Source organism: Paenibacillus sp. PsM32 (assembly GCF_030433815.1).
GTDB lineage: Bacteria > Bacillota > Bacilli > Paenibacillales > Paenibacillaceae > Saccharibacillus > Saccharibacillus kyungheensis.
In genome coordinates this window covers 25,554-47,693 of sequence record NZ_JARUWY010000001.1, presented here as the reverse complement: position 1 = coordinate 47,693, position 22,140 = coordinate 25,554, and the positions used below count along the sequence as shown (strand labels likewise).

At 39.3% G+C, this 22,140-nt stretch carries 18 protein-coding genes; 17 read left to right on the top strand and 1 reads right to left on the bottom strand.

Annotation, left to right across the window (positions count from 1 at the left end):
• Positions 1-390: 390 nt before the first annotated feature.
• Together QCD85_RS00205 and QCD85_RS00200 are read left to right on the top strand one after the other, a co-directional pair.
• Positions 391-2,070, top strand: coding sequence for a ribonuclease J (locus QCD85_RS00205; RefSeq protein WP_273615815.1), 1,680 nt, complete (start codon positions 391-393; stop codon positions 2,068-2,070).
• 171 nt (positions 2,071-2,241) lie between these two features.
• Positions 2,242-5,040, top strand: coding sequence for an FtsK/SpoIIIE family DNA translocase (locus QCD85_RS00200; protein WP_301261319.1), 2,799 nt, complete (start codon positions 2,242-2,244; stop codon positions 5,038-5,040).
• 156 nt (positions 5,041-5,196) lie between these two features.
• Here QCD85_RS00200 and QCD85_RS00195 read toward each other — a convergent pair whose 3' ends face one another.
• Positions 5,197-6,273, bottom strand: coding sequence for a stalk domain-containing protein (locus QCD85_RS00195; protein WP_204824522.1), 1,077 nt, complete (start codon positions 6,271-6,273; stop codon positions 5,197-5,199).
• Between the two features lie 396 nt (positions 6,274-6,669).
• On the opposite strand from QCD85_RS00195, the gene yfmF reads away from it, so the two are divergent.
• From yfmF to QCD85_RS00120, 15 genes are all read left to right on the top strand, one after another.
• Complete coding sequence (yfmF, locus tag QCD85_RS00190) at positions 6,670-7,953, top strand: EF-P 5-aminopentanol modification-associated protein YfmF (RefSeq protein ID WP_273615817.1); 1,284 nt, start codon at positions 6,670-6,672, stop codon at positions 7,951-7,953.
• 2 nt (positions 7,954-7,955) lie between these two features.
• Positions 7,956-9,239 carry an EF-P 5-aminopentanol modification-associated protein YfmH gene (gene yfmH, locus QCD85_RS00185; RefSeq protein WP_273615818.1) on the top strand — a complete coding sequence of 428 codons (1,284 nt, stop codon included), beginning with the start codon at positions 7,956-7,958 and terminating at the stop codon, positions 9,237-9,239.
• Positions 9,240-9,283: 44 nt separating this feature from the next.
• Complete coding sequence (gene ymfI, locus QCD85_RS00180; protein WP_273616284.1) at positions 9,284-10,012, top strand: elongation factor P 5-aminopentanone reductase; 729 nt, start codon at positions 9,284-9,286, stop codon at positions 10,010-10,012.
• 322 nt (positions 10,013-10,334) lie between these two features.
• Positions 10,335-11,102, top strand: coding sequence for a DUF3388 domain-containing protein (locus tag QCD85_RS00175; protein WP_069327324.1), 768 nt, complete (start codon positions 10,335-10,337; stop codon positions 11,100-11,102).
• A gap of 37 nt (positions 11,103-11,139) precedes the next feature.
• Entirely contained in the window at positions 11,140-12,192 is a 1,053-nt protein-coding gene (locus QCD85_RS00170) for a helix-turn-helix domain-containing protein (protein WP_301261318.1), read from the top strand.
• 126 nt (positions 12,193-12,318) lie between these two features.
• Entirely contained in the window at positions 12,319-12,807 is a 489-nt protein-coding gene (locus tag QCD85_RS00165; protein WP_204824518.1) for a YajQ family cyclic di-GMP-binding protein, read from the top strand.
• 128 nt (positions 12,808-12,935) lie between these two features.
• The gene (gene pgsA / locus QCD85_RS00160) at positions 12,936-13,523 is read left to right on the top strand and encodes a CDP-diacylglycerol--glycerol-3-phosphate 3-phosphatidyltransferase (RefSeq protein WP_274170290.1); all 588 of its coding nucleotides are present in this window, start codon (positions 12,936-12,938) and stop codon (positions 13,521-13,523) included.
• Positions 13,524-13,688: 165 nt separating this feature from the next.
• Positions 13,689-14,963, top strand: a complete 1,275-nt coding sequence (locus tag QCD85_RS00155) for a competence/damage-inducible protein A (RefSeq protein WP_301261317.1) — start codon at positions 13,689-13,691, stop codon at positions 14,961-14,963.
• Positions 14,964-15,277: 314 nt separating this feature from the next.
• Positions 15,278-16,345 carry a recombinase RecA gene (gene recA, locus QCD85_RS00150; protein ID WP_273616285.1) on the top strand — a complete coding sequence of 356 codons (1,068 nt, stop codon included), beginning with the start codon at positions 15,278-15,280 and terminating at the stop codon, positions 16,343-16,345.
• Between the two features lie 143 nt (positions 16,346-16,488).
• Positions 16,489-17,250, top strand: coding sequence for a regulatory protein RecX (locus tag QCD85_RS00145; RefSeq protein WP_273615822.1), 762 nt, complete (start codon positions 16,489-16,491; stop codon positions 17,248-17,250).
• Positions 17,251-17,616: 366 nt separating this feature from the next.
• Positions 17,617-19,158 carry a ribonuclease Y gene (gene rny / locus QCD85_RS00140; protein WP_069327318.1) on the top strand — a complete coding sequence of 514 codons (1,542 nt, stop codon included), beginning with the start codon at positions 17,617-17,619 and terminating at the stop codon, positions 19,156-19,158.
• A gap of 65 nt (positions 19,159-19,223) precedes the next feature.
• Positions 19,224-20,018, top strand: a complete 795-nt coding sequence (locus QCD85_RS00135; protein ID WP_273616286.1) for a TIGR00282 family metallophosphoesterase — start codon at positions 19,224-19,226, stop codon at positions 20,016-20,018.
• 156 nt (positions 20,019-20,174) lie between these two features.
• Positions 20,175-20,435 carry a stage V sporulation protein S gene (locus QCD85_RS00130; RefSeq protein ID WP_017813748.1) on the top strand — a complete coding sequence of 87 codons (261 nt, stop codon included), beginning with the start codon at positions 20,175-20,177 and terminating at the stop codon, positions 20,433-20,435.
• Positions 20,436-20,713: 278 nt separating this feature from the next.
• A complete protein-coding gene (gene pduL, locus QCD85_RS00125; protein ID WP_273615823.1) occupies positions 20,714-21,286 on the top strand; it encodes a phosphate propanoyltransferase in 573 nt (190 codons plus the stop codon).
• Between the two features lie 112 nt (positions 21,287-21,398).
• Positions 21,399-22,136 carry a L,D-transpeptidase family protein gene (locus tag QCD85_RS00120; RefSeq protein ID WP_301261316.1) on the top strand — a complete coding sequence of 246 codons (738 nt, stop codon included), beginning with the start codon at positions 21,399-21,401 and terminating at the stop codon, positions 22,134-22,136.
• Positions 22,137-22,140 lie beyond the last annotated feature (4 nt).

Below are 22,140 nucleotides of genomic sequence, written 5' to 3'. Positions count from 1 at the left end.
AGCAAAATATAGCGAATTGTTACATAAAATTTGCATGAAATCGTGCAGATTATAAAGGCTTTAGTAGACTCAAGTAAACATGACTTGTGTTTTTGTTTTTTAATCATGTATAATAATCTCAAGTGACTGGGTGCGGTATAAAGAAATAGAGGTTTGCTGAATGAATTCTTTGTCAGGCAAAGTATTCGTGTAACTCAGCAGACGGTCAACGAACCGATAAAGCTTTCGGGTGCTGATTCCTTGCGGAATCGAAACGGTTTGATAGATATCCGTTTTGAAAAGGGAACCCACCTTTATTGAAGGTTTTGTAATTAATTGTATGTACACATTAAATTTTGTTTAAAAATATTTAGTAATAACGTCCAATACTTATAGGAGGTCTAGATAACATTGTCGAAAAAAACGAATAACGAAAAACTGACGATCTTTGCTTTGGGCGGCGTCGGTGAAATTGGTAAAAATATGTACGTCATTCAATATGGTAATGACATTGTCGTGATTGATTCAGGTCTTAAATTCCCAGAGGAGGATATGCTAGGGATCGATATCGTTATCCCTGATATTTCTTACCTTACTGAAAATCGTGACAAAGTGCGCGCTATCATTTTAACGCATGGTCATGAAGATCATATTGGTGGTCTACCATACGTATTGAAACATTTAAATGTACCTGTATACGGTACCAAATTAACGATTGGATTAGTGGAGAACAAGCTAAAAGAAGCTAATCTGCTTGGCGAAACGAAACGTATCCTTATCAACGAAGATTCCGAACTTAAATTAGGTAACACCCTCACTGCTACATTCTTCCGTACGAACCACAGTATTCCTGATTCTGTAGGTGTATGTGTAGCTACTCCAGAAGGTAACGTTGTACACACAGGTGACTTTAAATTTGATCATACGCCTGTAAATGGTGAGTTCGCTAACTTGCAACGTATGGCTGAAATTGGTAGTAAAGGTGTTCTTGCATTACTATCTGATAGTACAAATGCAGAAAAACCAGGCTTTACGCCTTCAGAACGCAATGTAGGTATTGTGTTGGAAGATATTTTCCGCAAAGCAACACAACGTGTAGTTGTAGCTACATTTGCATCTAACGTTCACCGTATTCAGCAAGTAGTTAATGCTGCTGCTGCAACAGGTCGTAAGATCACTGTAATCGGTAGAAGTATGGTAAATGTAGTAGGTATTGCTTCTGATCTTGGATATCTTGATATTCCAGACGGCATGATTATTGAGCCGGAAGAAGTAAACAAAATGGCAGCAGATCGCGTCGTTATCCTGTCTACAGGAAGCCAAGGCGAACCGATGTCAGCACTTACACGTATGGCCCGTTCGACACACCGCAAAGTCGATATTTTACCGGGAGATACTGTTATTATTGCAGCTACACCTGTACCGGGTAATGAAAAATATATTGGACGTACGATTGATGAATTGTTCCGCTTAGGTGCAAACGTTATCTACAGTGGCTCTAACTCAGGCGTCCATGTATCTGGACACGGATCACAAGAAGAGCTTAAATTAATGCTTAACTTGATGAAACCGAAATTCTTTATCCCAATTCATGGTGAACACCGTATGCAACGCAAACATGCTTTACTAGGTGAAGCAGTGGGTATCGCTCCAGAAGATATCTTTATGATTGATATCGGTGATACAGTTGAGATTCAAGGTGGAGTAGCACGCAAAGCCGGTAAAGTCACTTCTGGTAACGTGTTGATCGATGGATTAGGCGTAGGTGATGTAGGTAATATCGTTCTTCGTGATCGTAAACTATTGTCACAAGATGGTATCCTTGTTGTTGTCGTTACCCTGAGCAAACAAGATGGACAGATCGTATCTGGACCAGACATTATCTCTCGTGGATTCGTATATGTTCGTGAATCTGAAGGATTACTTGATGAAGCGAACCGCATCGTAACAAGCACATTGCAACGCTTAATGAGCGAACGTGTGAACGAGTGGGCATCATTGAAAACAAGTGTTAAAGACTCTCTTGGTCGTTTCTTATATGAGCAAACGCGCCGTAGACCAATGATCCTTCCGATCATTATGGAAGTCTGAGTTCATGAAATATAGAATAAACGGGTAAGAGGCAACCAGTCGCCCCCGTTCATCACATGGTATATTGGACGGTCCCATGTGATGAACGGGGGTTTTGCGTTTTTTTTTAGAAGTCAAATAGACTTCATTTGCTTGGTATATGATATAATAGTGCATCGGAGGTGGTGACAAATGGCGAAGCCAACAACAACCCAGAAGTCCAAGTCAGCACAAAGTTCACCACGAAAAAAAGTGGTGTCCAAATCATCGTCTGCGACTCGGAAAACAACAACGACAACAAAGCGCAAACCGGTTGCCCGTAAGCGAAATAGCAAAGCAAAAGCTTCGGCTTGGGCAACGTTAAAATATGAAGTCTATGGTATTATTTTAATCACATTTTCTGTGATTGCTTTATCCAGACAAGCGGCAGTAGGCGAATTTTTGCATTACATAACTGCTTTTATACTAGGCAAGGTCTATTTTGTGTTGCCTTTGGTTGGTATTTACATAGGGCTGGCTATTATGCTTCGGCGAAAATGGCCACGAGGATGGAATGGTAGATTATCAGGCTTGGTCTTATTAACTTGCGCGGCGACATTAATCAGTATTTTGACATATGTGCCAGTCGAACAATTAACTTCTTTGCCAGCAAGGCAAGCGGCAGGTGGTTATATTGGTGCTGTACAAATGTGGTTATTTATGATGTTATTCGGTGTGATCGGAACCAAATTAATCGCTACAGTTATGGTGATTATCAGTCTGATGTTAATTACTCAGTTATCGGTTGCTGATCTAGTACAGCGTATACGTGGTTATGTAAAACAATTATCGGCATGGGGTCAAGAAAAGCTGGAATTGATGCAGATTGCCAAAGCTGAACGTCAAGAAGAACGTGAACTGCAAGCAGCGGAAGCCGCCGAGATGGAAGCATATGAAGACGAACTAGAAGAAGAGGAACAAGATTCCAAACGTTCTGCATCAGGTCTATTTCCGTGGAGTCGTAAACGGAATCGTCAATCAGAACAAGATGAAGAAAATCCATATGCAGTGATAGATGCTCAATTTGAAGAAGAACCTACACCAGCATCTGTTGTTACTGCTATGCCAACAAGATCCAAAAGTCGTGTGTCTCCAAAAGCAGGAATTACTCAACAAGCAGATATCTTATCTTCACCTGCGATAGCTACTACGCCTGAAAGTGATCTCTGGGATAATGCAGATGCAGAAGGACAGGTAGATAAGAAACCGCCTATTATTCGTGATTTTTTTGCACAAATGCAGTATGAACGTGGAGAACGTAATGAAGAGGACACACATAGTGAGAATATAGGCGCTGATGCTTCAACAACAGATATAGAAGCAGAAGCTTTAACAGCTATTCTTCAGACTGATTCAAATGAAACGAATGGAACACCATTACAGGTAGTCGAAGAAGATATCACTCATACAGATGCAGAATCTATGTCGTCTGAGAATAATCAAGCTGTAGAAGGACATCCACATTCCAATAGTGGTTCTGTAGTAGAAGGTGGAACCCTTATACCACCTCCTGTGCCACAGCCTAAGCCTTACAAATTGCCTTCGTTTGCATTATTAGCCAAACCGAAGAATATTAGTACTGCTAATGACCAGAATGATTATATGGTGATTGCACGTAAGCTAGAGACTACACTTGAAAGTTTTGGAGTACGGGCGAAAGTAGTTGAAGTTGTTCGCGGACCAGCGGTAACTCGTTATGAGCTACAACCCGATGTAGGTGTAAAAGTAAGTCGTATCGTAGGCTTAACCGATGATATTGCACTGGCACTAGCTGCCAAAGATATACGGATGGAAGCTCCGATTCCGGGTAAAGCGGCAGTCGGTATAGAAGTACCGAACAACGAAGTTGCTATGGTCACGATGCGTGAAGTAATGGAGACATCTATTTTCAAAGAATCTGAAGCCAAATTGTCGATTGCTTTTGGACGGGATATCGCAGGGCAGACGATTGTAGGCAACTTAGCCAAAATGCCCCATTTACTTGTAGCAGGAGCTACAGGTTCGGGTAAATCAGTATGTATTAACGGGATTATTACAAGTATTTTATACAAAGCTAAGCCTGATGAAGTAAAATTCTTAATGGTCGATCCCAAAATGGTAGAGTTGAATATTTATAACGGTATTCCGCATTTGTTAGCACCTGTAGTAACCGATCCTAAGCGTGCATCATTAGCACTCAAAAAGATCGTTGTCGAAATGGAAAAACGGTATGAGCTATTTTCCAAATCAGGTACACGTAATATGGAAGGTTATAACAACCTGATGAAAGATAATCCAGCAGCAGTTTTACCGTACATTGTTGTTATTGTCGATGAGTTAGCCGATCTCATGATGGTAGCTGCGGGCGATGTAGAAGATGCGATTGCACGTCTAGCACAGATGGCGCGGGCAGCAGGGATTCATTTGATTATTGCTACTCAGCGTCCTTCGGTTGATGTTATTACCGGCGTGATCAAAGCGAATATTCCTTCGCGTATTGCTTTTGGTGTATCTTCACAAATTGATTCACGTACTATTTTGGATATGGGCGGAGCAGAGAAATTGTTAGGACGCGGAGATATGCTATTTATGCCTGTAGGTTCTTCTAAGCCTACTCGTGTACAGGGAGCATTTATGTCTGACGAAGAAGTTGAAGCGATTGTATCTTATTGTCGTGGTCAAGGTGATGCACAATATGTAGAAGACCTTGTGCCAGAGATCGATGATACAGTTAACAATATAGATGAACAGTTGGATGAATTATATGATCAAGCTGTGCAGATTGTAGTAGAAGGGAAGCAAGCTTCTGTATCGCTATTACAACGCCGAATGAGAGTTGGATATACTCGTGCTGCACGTCTGATTGATTCACTGGAAGCTCATGGTATTGTGGGGCCTTATGAAGGCAGTAAGCCTCGTGAAGTGTTAATTACTGTTGAACAATATCAGCAGAAGTTAGCCAGTAATTCATAATATGCTTTAAAATAGACCGTAGAAGATTCAATCTATCTGTCTAAAGTAGATGCTGTCTGTATGGACTAGACTATAACAAAAAAGAAGCGCCACTCCTATGTATTAGCGAGTAGCGCTTCTTTTTTTATGAGTATTCAATGCTCAACGAACGGAATCTTATGAACCGTTATAACGATCTAAAATACTTGTTTTGTTAGAGCTATCATATACAAATCCATAAATCTTTTTGTTCATATTGCTATAGGCGCTGTCAATTTCTTCAGCAACACTATTGAACAAAGTATTGGTTTGGTATGAAGTTAAAGAATTCCAATCGCCTTTGTTCGCATAGATACGGAATACGATTTCTTCATCATTATCGTTAGACAATTCAATCGATAATTTAACACCTTTGTACGTACCGAAGTCGTTATTCAAAGTCGTTTGAACTGTGCTCAAATCAACATTTGAACCGATGATGATACTGTTACTGCTATTTGTTGAGAATGTTAGCAATTTAACAGAGTTTTTGTTCACTACAGTTCCTGTTACTGTAGCATCATCATATGTGCTGTTATCATGAATAGCATCTACGATATTTTGTAACAATGTTCTACGGTTAGAAGTAGACAGATCATTCCATACACTTTCAGTGACTTTGATATTCACTTTCAATTTGTCTGAATTACCTGTTAATTCAATATTAGCACTTGTACCTTTGTAATCAGCATAAGAATTGTTAAGTGTTGTTTGTAACTTGTTCAAAGTAGTGCTGTTTGAATTTGAGCTAGTGTTATTGTTTTTCAAATCTGTAATTTGAGTATTTAAGCTTGTGATTTGCGCTTGCAATTGAGCAATCGTTGTATCTTTTGTTGTATTTTGTGCTGTTGCTGTATTCAATTGCAATTGTAGATTTTGAATTTGAGAATTCAATGTATCTACAGTCGTTTGCGGTACTTGAGTTGTTTTGTCAGCAACATTTACAATTTTGTTCGTATTGTCCCAAGTTACTTTTTTATCAAATACATCACCCATCATACGAAGTGGAATGTATGTAGTACCATTGACCATGAATGGTTCTTGGCTGGCATCTACAGTCACTTCCTGGTTGTTGTAAATGACTTTAATATTGTTGTACATCGCTTTGAGTTGCTTGGTCGCTTGCGAAGCATAAGTGCTATTTACAAAAATACTGCCGGAAATAGCAAGAGCGGACACAGTAGCAATAATCACAGGTTTTTTTCTTAGTTTCATGTTGTTCGTCGAGCTCCTTTTTTTCTAGATTTGGAGATATACTTTTTTACTATACGTAATCTAAAGTATGACCCCTTCGTAATCCTTTTTGTTTTTGCTCGGTAGGTTGAGCATGACCATTCCTCGTATAGTATGACGAAGTGTGTATAAAATATGTTGCTATAAAGATGCTGATTTCCAGAAATTCGACATTAGAACGTCTATATTCCTCTATCAGAGACTAAATTTTATCACAAATAGAGGTAGGAAAGAAACCCAACGCCTTTTTTGAATACTTTGTCTTATATTGCAGTATAACGAAATACCTATCATCTCGTTTGCTTCTTGTATTTCGATTAGTATAAAATAAGTAAAGTTAGAGCATTACCAAATTGGCTTGATAAAGGAGTTTTGACGTTGAATAATACCGGATTCGAACGCGGTGAAGTAAATGGGATACGTGTACATGTAATGCCAACTACACGATTCAAAACATTTGCCGTTTCACTTTATATGGGAACCCCTCTTGCAGAAGATACAGTTACTCCTACAGCTTTGATTCCTTTTATTTTACGTAGAGGAACAGCCAAGTATCCAGAAACAACACAATTTCGTGAAGCTTTAGAAAATATGTATGGTGCAGGCTTTGGATTTGATGTATACAAAAAAGGCGATTATCAGATGGTGCAATTCCGTATGGATACGATCAATGATTCGTTTGTATCTGCCGATGAATCGCTGTTAAAACAAAGCATTTCTTTTTTAGGAGATGCCGTAACCAATCCTGTACTTGAAAATAATGCATTCCGTGAAAAATATGTAACCGCAGAACGTGAAAATGTTCGTAAACGCTTGGAGTCTGTGGTAAACGATAAAATTCGTTATGCTGCTGAACGTTGTATCCAGGAAATGTGCAAAGATGAGCCTTATCGCTTAAACGCTTTGGGACAATTAAGTGATCTGGATGGGCTTAATGGTGCTAATGTATATGAACGTTACCAACAATGGCTTGAAAATAGCACGATGGATCTGTATGTTGTGGGTGATACTACCCTTGAAGAAGTGTTAGAACTTGTAGGCAGTCAATTTGCTCGCAAAACGAATACACTACATGCTTACAAAATATCGATTCCACGCTCTGCTGGTGCAGAAGTCAAACATATTGTTGAAAAAATGGAAATCAGTCAAGGTAAACTGAATATGGGATTACGTACACCGATTACGTACGGAGATAATCGTTATGCTTCCGCTTGGGTAGCAAATGGTATTTTAGGTGGTTTCCCACATTCTAAATTGTTTACCAATGTACGTGAAAAAGAAAGTTTGGCTTACTATGTAGGCTCACGCTTTGATCCATATAAAGGCATTACAACGATCCAATCAGGAATTGAAATACAGAACTTTGATAAAGCATTAAATATTATCAAAGAACAATTGGCTAATCTACAAGCTGGAGACATCAGTGAATCAGAGATTAGTCAGACCAAAGCTATGATCCGTAACGATTTGTTAGAGTCTCGTGATTCTGCGTATCAAATGATCGGTTATGATTTTAATGGTCGTTTTGCAGATAAAGATCGTCCGGTAGAACAATTGTTGTCTGAAGTAGAGTCGGTTACACCAGAACAGATCCAGTCTGCTGCAAGTGTATTAACGCTTGATACGATTTATTTCCTTACGACAGAACAGAAGGAGGCATAATTATGGAAAGTATCCGCTATGATCGTTTACAAGAAACTTTATATTTCGAAACTATGGATAATGGATTACAAGTATATGTGCTTCCCAAAGAAGGATTTCAAAAAACATATGCTACATTTGCTACCAAATATGGCTCTGTAGATAATCATTTCCAAGTAGAAGGACAAGAAGAAGTTAAAGTACCGGATGGGATTGCTCACTTTTTGGAGCACAAAATGTTTGAAGAACCTGATGGTGTTGATGTATTTTCTAAATTTTCGGTTAAAGGTGCTTCGGCTAACGCATTTACTAGCTTTGAGCAGACGGTATATTTATTTTCTGCAACCGAACAGATTGAAGACAATTTAGAAACATTGCTTAATTATGTACAAAACCCTTACTTTACTAAAGAAAATGTAGATAAAGAAAAAGGGATTATCGGTCAAGAAATTCAAATGTATCAAGATAATGCCGACTGGCGTGTATATTATGGATTGTTAGAAGCAATGTATCAAAAAAATCCATTACGTATTGATATCGCAGGTACGATTGAATCGATCAGCACGATTACAAAAGATACACTGTATGAGTGTTACAACACGTTTTATCATCCTTCCAATATGATGTTATTTGTAGTAGGTGGAGTAGATCCTGCGACAGTGATAGAGCAAGTGCGTGCTAATCAGCAAGCCAAAGATTATCAACCACAAGGTTCGATCAGTCGTTTCTTTGAAGAAGAACCGGTGGCTGTAGGTGAACCGTGGCATGAAGTTCGTTTGCCTGTATCAGAGCCTAAATGTCTATTAGGTCTGAAAGAAGTCAAAAATGGTCTGACTGGTGAAGCATTGCAACGTCGTACATTAACGACCAAGCTGATGCTTGATTTGTTACTTGGTAACAGTACTCAGTTGTATCAGACATTGTATGATGAAGAATTAATTTCCGATGATTTCGGTAGCGATTATAGCAGTACAACAGAGTATGGCTATTCGATGATGGGTGGAGATACCCGCGATCCGAAGCTACTTGTACAACGTTTGCAAGAAGAGATCAATAAAGTGATTGCTACAGGATTTAGTCAGGATGCATTTGATCGTGCATTGCGTAAAAAAATTGGTGGATATTTGCGTATGCTGAATTCACCTGAAAGTATCGCTCATGAATTCACACGCAATCGTTTCCGTGATAGCGACTTTTTCGATATTCTTCCAATCTATGAATCGCTTACAGTAGAAGATGTGAATGCTCGCTTGCGTGAACATATGAACTGGGATCAACTGGCTGTATCGGTGGTTGTTAGTCCGTGAATCAGCCCCAATCTGTAGCTGCAAGTAGCAAGCCTTTTTCACAAATGACTGTACTGATTACAGGTGCAAGTAAAGGAATAGGGGCTGCTACAGCAAAGAGATTTGCTATGGCTGGCATCAATGTAGCTGTTCATTATCGCAGTTCGCATGAAGAAGCGAATGATGTTGCTCGTATATGTCTGGAATATGGTGTGAAAGTGTTGACCATTGCCGCAGACTTACGCAGTATGGAGCAGATTAAGCGAATGCGTGATAAGTTAGAACAGCATGATATGTTGCCTGATATTTTGGTAAATAATGCAGGAATTGCTCATTATGGCATGCTTACCGATATGACAGAACAAGATTTCGACGATGTTATAGCGACAAATCTCAAAAGTGTATTTCTCTGTACTCAAGTCTTTATGCCTCATATGATCAATCAACGTTATGGGCGGATTATTAATGTATCTAGTATTTGGGGCATTACAGGCGCTTCTTGTGAAGTATTGTATTCGGCAAGTAAAGGTGGTATCAATGCTTTTACCAAAGCGTTAGCCAAAGAACTAGCCCCTTCAGGTGTGACAGTGAATGCTATCGCACCCGGAGTTGTCCGCACTGAAATGATTGCTCATCTGGAACCAGCAGAGATTGAGTCGTTAGAAGAAGAGATTCCTGCAGGACGGATCGCTGAACCAGATGAGATTGCTTCGATGGTTTACTTTTTGGCTTTGCCGGAATCAGGTTATATGACAGGTCAAGTCGTAAGTCCTAACGGTGGATTTTTGACCTGATATTGCTATCGATCCATAAGATATTATACGATGAAGGAGCTTCTATATTTAGGTATAGAAGCTTCTATTCATATCATGCTATAATCTTGTAGTTTGAGTGATTACGAAGTTGTTACTGTCTGCTTCTTGCCTTTCTATTTTATTTTATATATCATTAACGTGTTAATGACTTTGCATTGAATAGCAGAAAAGGGTCGGAGTTGGTATAGACTATCTGCTTTGATGACTATATAGCAGTGCCGTTATAAAAATAAATGTGTGATCCATCGACATAGGATTCGGGCTAGAAAGTATTCATGCGATAGAAAGGTTAGAGGTGAACGTGGAACTAAAACAGTGGTATTTGGAATACAGGATACATAAAAATCGTCCTGGTCTATTGGGAGATGTAGCGTCTTTATTAGGTATGCTGAATGTTAACATTTTGACCATTAATGGTGTAGAGGGTAAGACACGTGGTATGCTATTAGAGACGGATGATGATGAGAAGATTCGTCTACTTGGTGATATGCTTGCCAAAGTTAGCAATATTACAGTGACGGCTTTGCGTCAACCCAAGCTTGTTGATATTTTAGCGGTACGTCATGGACGCTATATTGAGCGTGATTCGGATGACAAAAAAACATTCCGTTTTACAAGAGATGAATTGGGCTTACTGGTTGATTTCTTAGGTGAAATCTTCAAACGTGAAGGCAATCAAATTATCGGTTTACGCGGAATGCCTCGTGTTGGTAAAACAGAATCGATTATTGCAGGTAGCGTATGTGCGATGAAACGCTGGACATTTGTGTCTTCGACGTTGCTAAGACAAACTGTACGAAGCCAATTATCGGAAGAGGAAAACAATCCAAACAACATCTTTATTATCGATGGGATTGTCAGTACGATTCGTTCCAATGAACGTCACCATCAATTGCTTCAAGATATTATGGCGATGCCAAGTACCAAAGTGATCGAACATCCCGATATTTTTGTGCGGGAATCTGATTATGAATACAGTGATTTCAACATTATTATTGAATTGCGCAACAATCCGGGAGAAGAGATCGTCTATGATACATTCACGGAAAGTTATGCGGATGATATATAAAAAAAGTCAAAAAACATTCTAAGCAGGAGGTAATAGTATGTCAGATCTAGGTCGGCAGTTAAGGGATGCCCGCCTTGCGAAAGGTTTATCACTTGATGATGTGCAAGAAATGACCAAAATACGTAAACGCTATTTGGAAGCAATTGAAGCAGGAGATTTTAAGGTGCTTCCAGGCAGTTTTTATGTACGTGCATTTATTAAAACGTATGCGGAAGCGGTAGGTCTTAGTGCGGACGAGTTGTTACAAGAGCATCAAGACGATGTTCCAGAGACCGAAACAGAAGCAGTGATGGAACCGGTAGTGCAACAAAGGCGAGCGGCAAGAAGAACATCTTCATCAGGAGGACGAAGCGGCAAATGGTTATCGACCACATTAATGTGGATCTTCCCATTGTTAATTGTCGTATTGGTCTATATTTTTGTAGTACGTAACGATAATGGCGCTCCTGAAGTGGCAAGTAATAACAAAGGTCAACAGCAACAAGAAACAACAACTAAGCCAACGACCACCACTACACCGCCAGCGACTACAACACCTGAAAGCACAACAACGACTCCAGAAAGTACAACGACAACACCACCTACTGGAGCAGGTACAGAGCAAGAACAATCAACACCTGATGCAACTGGGACGGATGAAGAAGCAACAGATTCTACAACACCGCCTACAGATACAGCATCACAACCTGTCGTTACACAAGCAGGTAAAGAAGGAAGAAATACTATTTTTAATGTGAATTACACAGGTACAACACCGCTTAAAGTAAGTATCAAAGCAACAGGTCAAAGTTGGCTTGAAGTATACAAATCAGCAGATTCTAGTGGAGAACGTTTATTTTTCAATAATACGGAAAGTGGACAAGACCTTTCTTATGATCTAGGTGATACAGGATTATATATCAAATCTGGTAATTCTCCAGCGACCGATATTACAATCAATGGACAACCAATCACAGATGGTAAAGCAACTTCACGTATTGTTCTAAAATTAGTAAAAGAAGCTGCTACAGATAGTAGTACTGATTCTACAAGCACATCTACAGATGGAACTACTGACGAATCAACTTCTACAGAGACAAGCGGAAATTAATGGTCAGTCACACAAAAGGACATACCTTCAAGCTGCCATAAGACAGCAGATTAAGGATGTCCTTTTTGTGCCATTAGACTTGTAACAACATATATTCTATAATTTTATCTAAAAGGGGGAGATCACATGGCAGATAGTTCATTCGATATCGTATCCAAAATGGATATGCAAGAAATGACCAATGCTATTACTCAAACGGAGAAAGAATTAGCGAGCCGTTTTGATTTTAAAGGAAGCAAAAGTAGTCTAACTTTGGAAAAAGAAACATTAGTTGTTGTTTCGGATGACGATTATAAGTTGGGTGCTTTGATCGATATTTTGCAATCTAAAATGATCAAAAGAGGATTGCCGATCAAAAATATAGAATATGGAACAATAGAGTCTGCTTCGATGGGAACAGTACGTCAACGACTCAAATTAAAACAAGGCATCGATCAAGAAAACTCCAAAAAAATCAATACATTGATTCGCGATGCGAAGCTGAAAGTAAAAAGTCAGATTCAAGGCGATCAGATTCGGGTTACCGGAAAGAATAGAGATGATTTGCAAGCAGTGATTCAATTGCTTCGCAAAGCTGACCTTACTGTGGATCTTCAATTCACCAATATGAAATAAACACGGTATTATCCTATTTGCTATAGAATTGATGGAGGCAGTAAAAGTATGAAACAAAAGATGCAGGCGGGAGCAATTACATATCATTGGTTCGCTGTGGACAATAGATACAGCAAGGAGGATACACAATGAATTTACCTAATCGCATAACGCTTACACGTATTTTCTTAGTACCAGTGATGATGTTGTTCCTGCTCGTTAATTTTTCGTTTGGAGAAGGGCTTTTAAAAATTGGAGCATCTTTTGAGGTCAGTTATAACGATCTGATTGCAGCATTAATTTTTATTATTGCAGCCAGTACAGATGGAATTGACGGACATATTGCCCGTAGTCGTAACCTGGTAACGAATCTAGGCAAATTACTTGATCCTTTGGCTGATAAATTATTAGTATCTGCTGCTTTGATCTCTTTGGTTGCACTGGGTAAATGTGAAGCATGGATGGTTGTAGTTATTATCAGTCGCGAATTTGCAGTCACAGGACTTCGTCAAATTGCTTTATTGGATGGTAAAGTAATGGCTGCTAGCAATTGGGGCAAAGCCAAAACGATTACACAAATTATTGCGATTTCTGCTTTGATGATTAACAATTTTCCATTTGCTCTACTAGGTATTCCATTTGCAGAAATTATGATCTGGATAGCTACGTTAATCACCATCTATTCAGGGATTGATTATTTTGTCAAAAACAAATCGGTTATTCATTTTTCCGAATAAACTACCTGTTTCTGTTTAACAGCAAATAGGTGATATAACAAGTAATACAGCGTAAGTGGCAATAGGGTTCTCTCTATTGCCTTTTCCTTTTGCCATACGTATGATTGGTTTATTTTTTAAGCACTTACATCACAGAGCAACCCTAATAACGAGGAGGCACTTGTAATGAAAGCAGAAATTATCGCAGTAGGTACAGAACTATTACTAGGTCAAATTACGAATACGAATGCCAGATATTTATCTCAACAATTATCCTATATAGGAATAGATGTATATTATCAGACTGTAGTAGGGGATAACTTAAATCGACTCAAACAAGCGATTGAGCTTGCCAGTAGTCGTGCAGATGTTATTTTATTTTCAGGCGGGATCGGACCAACGCAAGATGATTTAACCAAAGATGCATTAGCTGAAGTGCTAGGCAGATCTATCTATATAGATCCTGCTTCTATGGAAAAAGTCGCAAGCTTTTTTGAAGGTAGAAATATTACGATGACTGAAAATAATCGTCGTCAAGCACTGGTTATTGAGAACAGCCATATATTGGCAAATTCAACAGGGCTTGCTGTCGGTATAGCGATTGAAGATAAAGAAAAATATTATATCGTTCTACCAGGCCCACCAAAAGAGTTACAGCCTATGTTTGAAAATGAAGCAAAACCTTGGTTGTTAGAACATGTATTAACAGATGAACATCCTATTTATTCGAAAATGCTTAAATTTGCCGGTATTGGTGAATCTGCATTGGAGGAAGCATTGATTGATCTGATTAACGATCAAAGTGATCCTACAATTGCTCCATATGCCAAAGAAGCCGAAGTCACGATTCGTTTGACAACCAAAGCCGCTACAGAAAAAGAAGCCATGGTCAAACTCAAACAGATGGAATCTCAAATTCGGGAACGTTTGCCTGACCATATGTATGCTGATCAAGATATCGGAATCGAAGAACAGATTTTGCTGATGATGACAGGTATGAAATTGACACTCACAGCAGCAGAAAGTTGCACAGGTGGTCTATTGATGCAAAATCTAACCGCTATTCCGGGAAGTGGAAATGTATTTCTTGGTGGAATCGTCTGCTATTCCAACGAAATGAAAGAAAAAATGTTAAATGTGCCTCGTGAATTGTTAGAAGGCGAAGAAGCTCCAGGAGCAGTAAGCCCGGAAGTAGCCGAAGTATTAGCCGATGAAGCAAGAAAGATATTAGATACTGATTTTGCTGTTTCGATTACCGGTGTTGCTGGTCCAGGATCTTCAGAACGCAAACCTGTGGGATTGGTCTATATTGGACTCGCAGAACGGAATCAACCTACACAGGTATTTGAATTAAATATACGTGGCAATCGTGAGTCGATTCGTGTTCGCGCTGCCAAAAGTATTCTGTACCGTTTGTGGCTTCGTTTAAGTGAACTTCAGAAGGAATCTTTACCAAAGTAACAAAATGCGTACAAACGTGTGTGACAGACGTCTTATCATGCCAAGCATATGTTGCAATGTATAGTTCTACTATGGTAAAATAAGCGCAGACGGAAGAACCGCAGCAAATTTATTTGTTGCGGTTTTTTTATGTTTACACCCCAAAAAGTAAAAAAGTTACGTAAAAAAATGAAATCCTGATTTATTACCAATAAATGTAATATAATATGGATTTCATATCAAAAACACGAATATATGTTCGAAAAAAGCTTGGCAAATGAGAAAAAAAGTAGTATAATTAGAGTATAAATAAGAAGAAGAGGGACGTGAGTTTATTGTCAGATCGTCGTGCAGCGTTAGATATGGCGCTTCGTCAAATAGAGAAGCAATTCGGTAAAGGTTCAGTTATGAAACTTGGAGAATCCACTCATATGCAAGTTGAAGTTATTCCTAGTGGATCTATTGCATTAGATATTGCTTTGGGTACAGGCGGTATGCCAAGAGGACGTATTATCGAAATATACGGACCAGAGTCTTCTGGTAAAACAACTGTAGCACTTCATGCAATTGCAGAAGTTCAAAAAGCTGGAGGACAAGCAGCATTTATCGATGCAGAGCATGCTCTAGATCCTCAATATGCTAAAAACTTAGGCGTTAACATTGATGAATTACTACTTTCTCAACCAGATACAGGTGAGCAAGGTCTAGAAATCGCTGAAGCACTTGTACGTAGTGGTGCTGTTGATATTATCGTTGTCGATTCTGTAGCAGCATTGGTACCAAAAGCAGAGATCGAAGGCGAAATGGGAGATTCTCACGTTGGTTTGCAAGCACGTTTGATGTCTCAAGCTTTGCGTAAATTGTCTGGTGCAATTAGCAAATCCAAAACAATCACAATCTTTATCAATCAGCTTCGTGAAAAAGTTGGAGTTATGTTTGGTAACCCTGAGACAACTCCAGGTGGTCGTGCGCTTAAATTCTACTCCACTGTACGTTTAGACGTACGTCGTATAGAAGCAATCAAAAACGGTAACGATGTTGTTGGTAACCGTACACGTATCAAAGTTGTTAAAAACAAAGTTGCTCCTCCATTCAAACAAGCTGAAGTAGATATCATGTACGGAGAAGGTATCTCTAAAGAAGGAAGCTTGATCGATATCGGTGTAGAACACGATATTGTAAATAAAAGTGGTGCTTGGTACTCTTACGAAGGTGAACGTATGGGTCAAGGTCGTGAGAACTCTAAACAATTCTTGAAAGAAAATCCGCATATTGCAGATATCATCGAGCAAAAAATTCGTGTATCTAGCAATTTGACAACAGTGGTTGAAGAACCATCTGCTGAAGAAAAAGAAAAAGAGAGTCTTGAAGAGCAAGAATTATTCTCTAAAGCAACTGAATAATAACTTTAAGATGCTTCAAGCTTAAATCCTGTAGCGCCCAGGACGTGAAATACGTTCAGGGCGTTTTTTATTTATATTTAATAAGAGATTCATATGAACACTATACACTGATTTAAAATATAGATAGACGAAAGGAAACAATTATGGCTGATTATCGTCGTTATTCCAAAAAAACATCAAATACTACATCTGAACCTGAGGGCGATGAAGAATGGGATATCTATGCAGATGAAGGAGAACGCTTAGATGGGTTTCCCGAGGAAGGTGAAGTAGAGATTACCGCTGTAACCCCTCTACGTAAGCCTAGGCATCATTACAAGTTATCTTTCGGGGAATTGGCTCTTATGGTGCATGAAGATGTTATGATCAAATATAGGCTGTTAAAAGGGATGTCTTTTTCTAAAGAAGAACTAGAGAATATTGTTATTGCGAATGAACGTCAAACAGCATATGCAGAATCTTTAAATTATTTAAGCCGTAAAGCAAGAACTCGTACTGAGATTGCACGCAAACTCAAAGAAAAAGAAATCCATCCTGAAATTATCGAAACTACTCTGGTGCGATTACAACAAGAGAAACTGATCGATGATGAGTTATATGCTCAACAGTGGGCGAAGCAAAGAGTCAAAAGTCAGAAAAAAGGTAAAGTATGGATTAGACAAGAATTACGCCAAAAAGGTGTAAATAAAGAAAATATTGAGCAAGCTTTGGAAGATATCGATCCAGATGATGAGATAGCCAGTGCTACTATATTGGCAGAAAAAAAATGGAAATCCACTTCGGGAGAAGTTTTTGATAAAAAAAGAAAAACAATGGCTTTTTTAATGAGAAGAGGATATTCTTCGGATATTGTAAGGAAAGCATTGGAAGCTGTTCAACAAAAACCAGAAGATGATTGGGAATAACCGCCAAAATCCAAATATAATAAAACAGAATAACCGCTTTATTTGGGATAACAAACTTGACATCTATAAATACGGTTACGGCAATTGCTTGACAATGTCTTTTGGCAAATAATAAAATGTACTTGTGCAGATTGTCATTTTTACGTCATCTTTTCCCGGCAGGTGATAAGATGAAGGTGATCATGGATTCTGTAGCAAGGCATTTCTGAAGAATTTTAGAATGTTTGATCTCCCTATGAACAGGGAATTAGCACATGTACCCGCATGAGCAATGAATCAAATGCATAAGGGACGAATCATCGATTAACCAATGAACATGTAATTCCCAGGGAATACCTTGGAGGAATCAGCGAGGAGGTGAACAGAATGGAAGTTCTCTGGACCACAATTCTCGTTGTTGCCGCATTATTCTTTGGGTTCTTGGTCGGATATTTTATTCGCAAGTCTCTTGCAGAAGCTAAAATTTCTAGTGCTGAACAAGCTGCTATCCAAATCGTAGAAAGTGCGAAGAAAGAAGCAGAAGCACAAAAGAAAGAAACAGTTCTGGAAGCAAAAGACGAAGTGCACAAACTCAGAACTGAAGCTGAAAAAGACATTCGTGAGCGTCGTAATGAAAATCAACGCCTGGAAAGACGATTGTTGCAGAAGGAAGAGTCGCTGGATAAAAAAATTGAATCATTAGAACGCAAAGAAGAACAAGTGGCTAACAAAGAGAAACGTATTGAAGAGACTCAGCAACAAATCGAACAACTTCACACCAGTCAGGTTGCGGAACTCGAACGAATTTCTAATCTGTCGATGGAAGATGCTCGTGGTATCATTTTGAGCAACGTGGAGCAGGAAGTTCGCCACGAAACATCACAAATGATCAAGGATATTGAACAACAGGCGAAAAATGAAGCAGACAAACGTTCTCGTGAGATTATTACTCTTGCTATTCAACGTTGTGCTGCTGATCATGTAGCCGAGACTACCGTCTCTGTTGTCACCTTGCCTAATGAAGAAATGAAAGGCAGAATTATTGGTCGTGAAGGTCGTAATATTCGTGCATTGGAGACACTTACAGGTATCGATTTGATTATCGATGATACACCGGAAGCTGTTATCCTTTCTGGATTTGACCCGATTCGCCGTGAAATTGCCCGTACAGCTCTTGAAAAACTGGTAGCAGATGGACGTATACATCCTGCAAGAATTGAAGAAATGGTGGATAAAGCACGCCGCGAAGTGGATGAGCGTATCCGTGAATACGGTGAGCAATCTACATTTGAAGTTGGCGTACATGGACTTCATCCAGATCTTATCAAAATTTTGGGTCGTCTCAAATTCCGTACCAGTTACGGTCAAAACGTACTCAAGCACTCCATGGAAGTGGCTTACCTTACCGGCCTAATGGCTTCCGAATTGGGACAAGATATCACATTAGCGAAACGTGCAGGCTTACTGCATGATATCGGTAAAGCACTAGATCACGAAGTGGAAGGTTCTCATGTAGAGATTGGCGTAGAGTTGGCTAAGAAATACAAAGAACATCCAGTCGTTATTAACAGTATTGCGTCTCACCATGGCGATACGGAAGCCACTTCTATTATAGCGATGCTTGTTGGTGCAGCAGATGCATTGTCTGCCGCAAGACCAGGCGCACGTCGTGAAACATTAGAAACGTATATCCGTCGTCTGGAGAAACTAGAAGAAATCTCTGAATCCTTTGAAGGCGTAGAGAAATCTTATGCTATTCAAGCCGGACGCGAAATTCGTGTTATGGTTCAACCGGATAAAGTGGATGATGCAGATAGTTTCCGTTTGGCACGTGATATTACTAAAATGATCGAAAATGAACTGGATTATCCAGGACATATCAAAGTCACTGTAATCCGTGAAACGAGAGCAGTCGATTACGCAAAATAAAGAACGATGCGAAAAGTGACCTGGCAATCAGGTCACTTTTTCTCTTCGTGGACGGAGGAATTATCATTAAAGTTATTTTTATTGGAGATATTGTAGGAAGTACAGGTCGTAAAGCGATTAAAGAGACGCTACCTCGGTTAAAATCAAAGTATACCCCGGACATCATCATAGCGAATGCCGAAAATTCTGCTTCAGGTCGAGGAATTACACGAGGGATTGCACGTCAACTTTTTGAAATGGGTGTACATGGTATAACGATGGGTAACCATACATGGGACAACAAAGAGATTTTTGAATTTATAGATGATGAACCTCGTATGATTCGTCCCGCTAACTTTCCTCCAGGTACGCCTGGTCGTGGATATACGATTATCAAAGCTGGCGGTAAGCAGTTAGGTATTGTTAATCTACAGGGTCGTACCTTTTTACCAGCGATCGATTGTCCTTTTCGCAAAGTCGATGAGATTATGGATGAGCTTAAAGGGAAAGTAAATTGCGTATTAGTTGATTTCCATGCAGAAGCCACTTCTGAGAAGATTGCTATGGGATGGCATTTGGATGGTAGAGCTTCTATGGTCGTTGGTACACACACTCATGTACAAAGTAATGACGATACCTTACTACCTGGCGGAACAGCTTATCTGACCGATACAGGGATGGTAGGCTCGTATGAAGGCGTACTCGGTATGCAGCGTGATGCGGTATTATATAAATTTCAGACACAGTTGCCAGCACGTTTTCAAGTTTGTGAAGGCAAATGGCATTTTCATGCTGTGTATGTGGATATAGACGATCAGACCGGTAGAGCGAAAAAGATCGAAAAGATTCGCATGTATGAAGATGAATGGCATATGGAATAGTTTCAAGTAGAAGCAGGATGTTTAAAATCTTTATAAATTTTCTCTGAAAATAATCGATTTTTGATTTAATTCAGCAGGAACAGTAGAGATGTTGTCGAATATTATCTACTAATCATGGAATCAAGCCATCATTCATTCCCAGGGGAGGTACTTATCATGGAAGTATTAAAAGTTTCAGCAAAATCCAACCCGAATTCTGTAGCAGGAGCATTGGCAGGTGTATTGCGTGAAAGAGGTGCCGCTGAACTTCAAGCCATTGGAGCAGGTGCCCTTAATCAAGCGATTAAAGCAGTAGCTATTGCCCGGGGATTCGTAGCACCAAGTGGAGTTGACCTGATTTGTATTCCAGCCTTTACGGACATTGTGATTGATGGAGAAGACAGAACCGCCATGAAATTGATTGTAGAACCTAGATAATACTGCTGCTATCCTGAACGTAAGTAGATACCTATAGTCCTAACGATCATAGCGTATACCTCTTGCAACAGAGATGATGGTGAAAGTGGTCATTTGTTTGCATACTTGGGACCTGTAAGCTTGTTTTATAAGCTTGGAGGTCTTTTTGCTGAGTTGCTTTTCATTTTTGGTACAAAAGATGTATAATAAAGTAGCATGCATTTTGCAAATGTACGAGTATGTGCGTTTTGTTACAAAGTGCAAATGAAATAGAGAATAATAGAGGAGTGAGTGATTACATGAGTAAAATCGTACCTGTAGGCGTGTCAGCACGTCATATTCATCTAACCCAAGAACATATCGAAGTATTATTTGGTGAAGGTTACCAATTAACAGAATTCAAACCGTTGTCCCAACCAGGACAATTTGCTGCTAATGAAACGGTTGCTGTAGTAGGAAGCAAAGGAACGTTTGAAAAAGTTCGTATTTTGGGACCTGCTCGTCCAGCAACACAATTGGAAATCTCTCGTACGGATTCTTTCGCTATTGGTGTGAAAGCTCCTGTTCGTGAGTCTGGTAAAATCGATGGTACACCGGGTGTACTTCTAAAAGGACCAGCTGGTGAAGTGCAAATCGAAGAAGGCGTGATTGTAGCTGCACGTCATATTCATTTCCATACTTCTGATGCAGAAAAATGGGGAATTAAAGATCAAGAGTTGTTAAAAGTGCGTTTGTCTGGTGAACGTGGTCTTGTTCTTGAAAACGTCATTGCACGTGTATCCGATTCTTTCGCTTTGGATATGCACATTGATACAGATGAAGCAAATGCTTCCGGTGCTGCGACTGGTGACACTGCTGAAATTATCGATTAATCATAAATAGATAGACAAAAAGCCTATTTCGCTCTATAGAAATAGGCTTTTTTGTTTATCTTTTTTATGGTACATTCCTTATTAAAATCAAATATACAATGGAGGAATATAGATGTCATGTAAAAGTATAGGCAAATGGATATCATTAGCGATCATTTTATATACATTAAGTGCTATCACGAATACAACCACATCGGTAAGCATAGCAGCATCCAATCTGCCTAGCGCTCAACAAGATGCGTATCAGCAAAATCTTTTTCGGACATTTGATCAATTGCATACAGAACAGGTGGTTCTCGTTACCGCTGCACACAACAATACATTTAAAGGCACACTTCAGGTATATACCAAACAAAATGGACAATGGACATTGCAATTATCGGCATTACCTGTGGTCTTGGGTAAGCATGGACTGGGCAAAACCAAAGAAGGTGATGGTAAAACACCAATCGGTACATATTCATTAGGAACAGCGTTTGGTACAGCACCTAAGCCTACAGGGTTACAATTAGATTATGAACAACACACCGCTCAAGATTACTGGGTCGATGATGTGAATTCTAGTGATTATAATCAGAAAGTGACAGAATCGGGCGATCCCAACCAACGCTGGGCATCTTATGAGAAAATGAATAATCCTCTTTATAAATATGGAATGGTGGTTAATTACAATATCAATCCGATTGTAAAAGGCAAAGGTAGTGCGATTTTTGTACACAAATGGAGAAGTTCCACCCAACCGACAGATGGGTGTATCGCTTTATCAGAAGCCAATTTGTTAAAAGTATTAAAAGCGATTGATCCTGCCAAATCACCTAAGATTCGTATCGGTACAGTAAATGCTCGTTAAATCT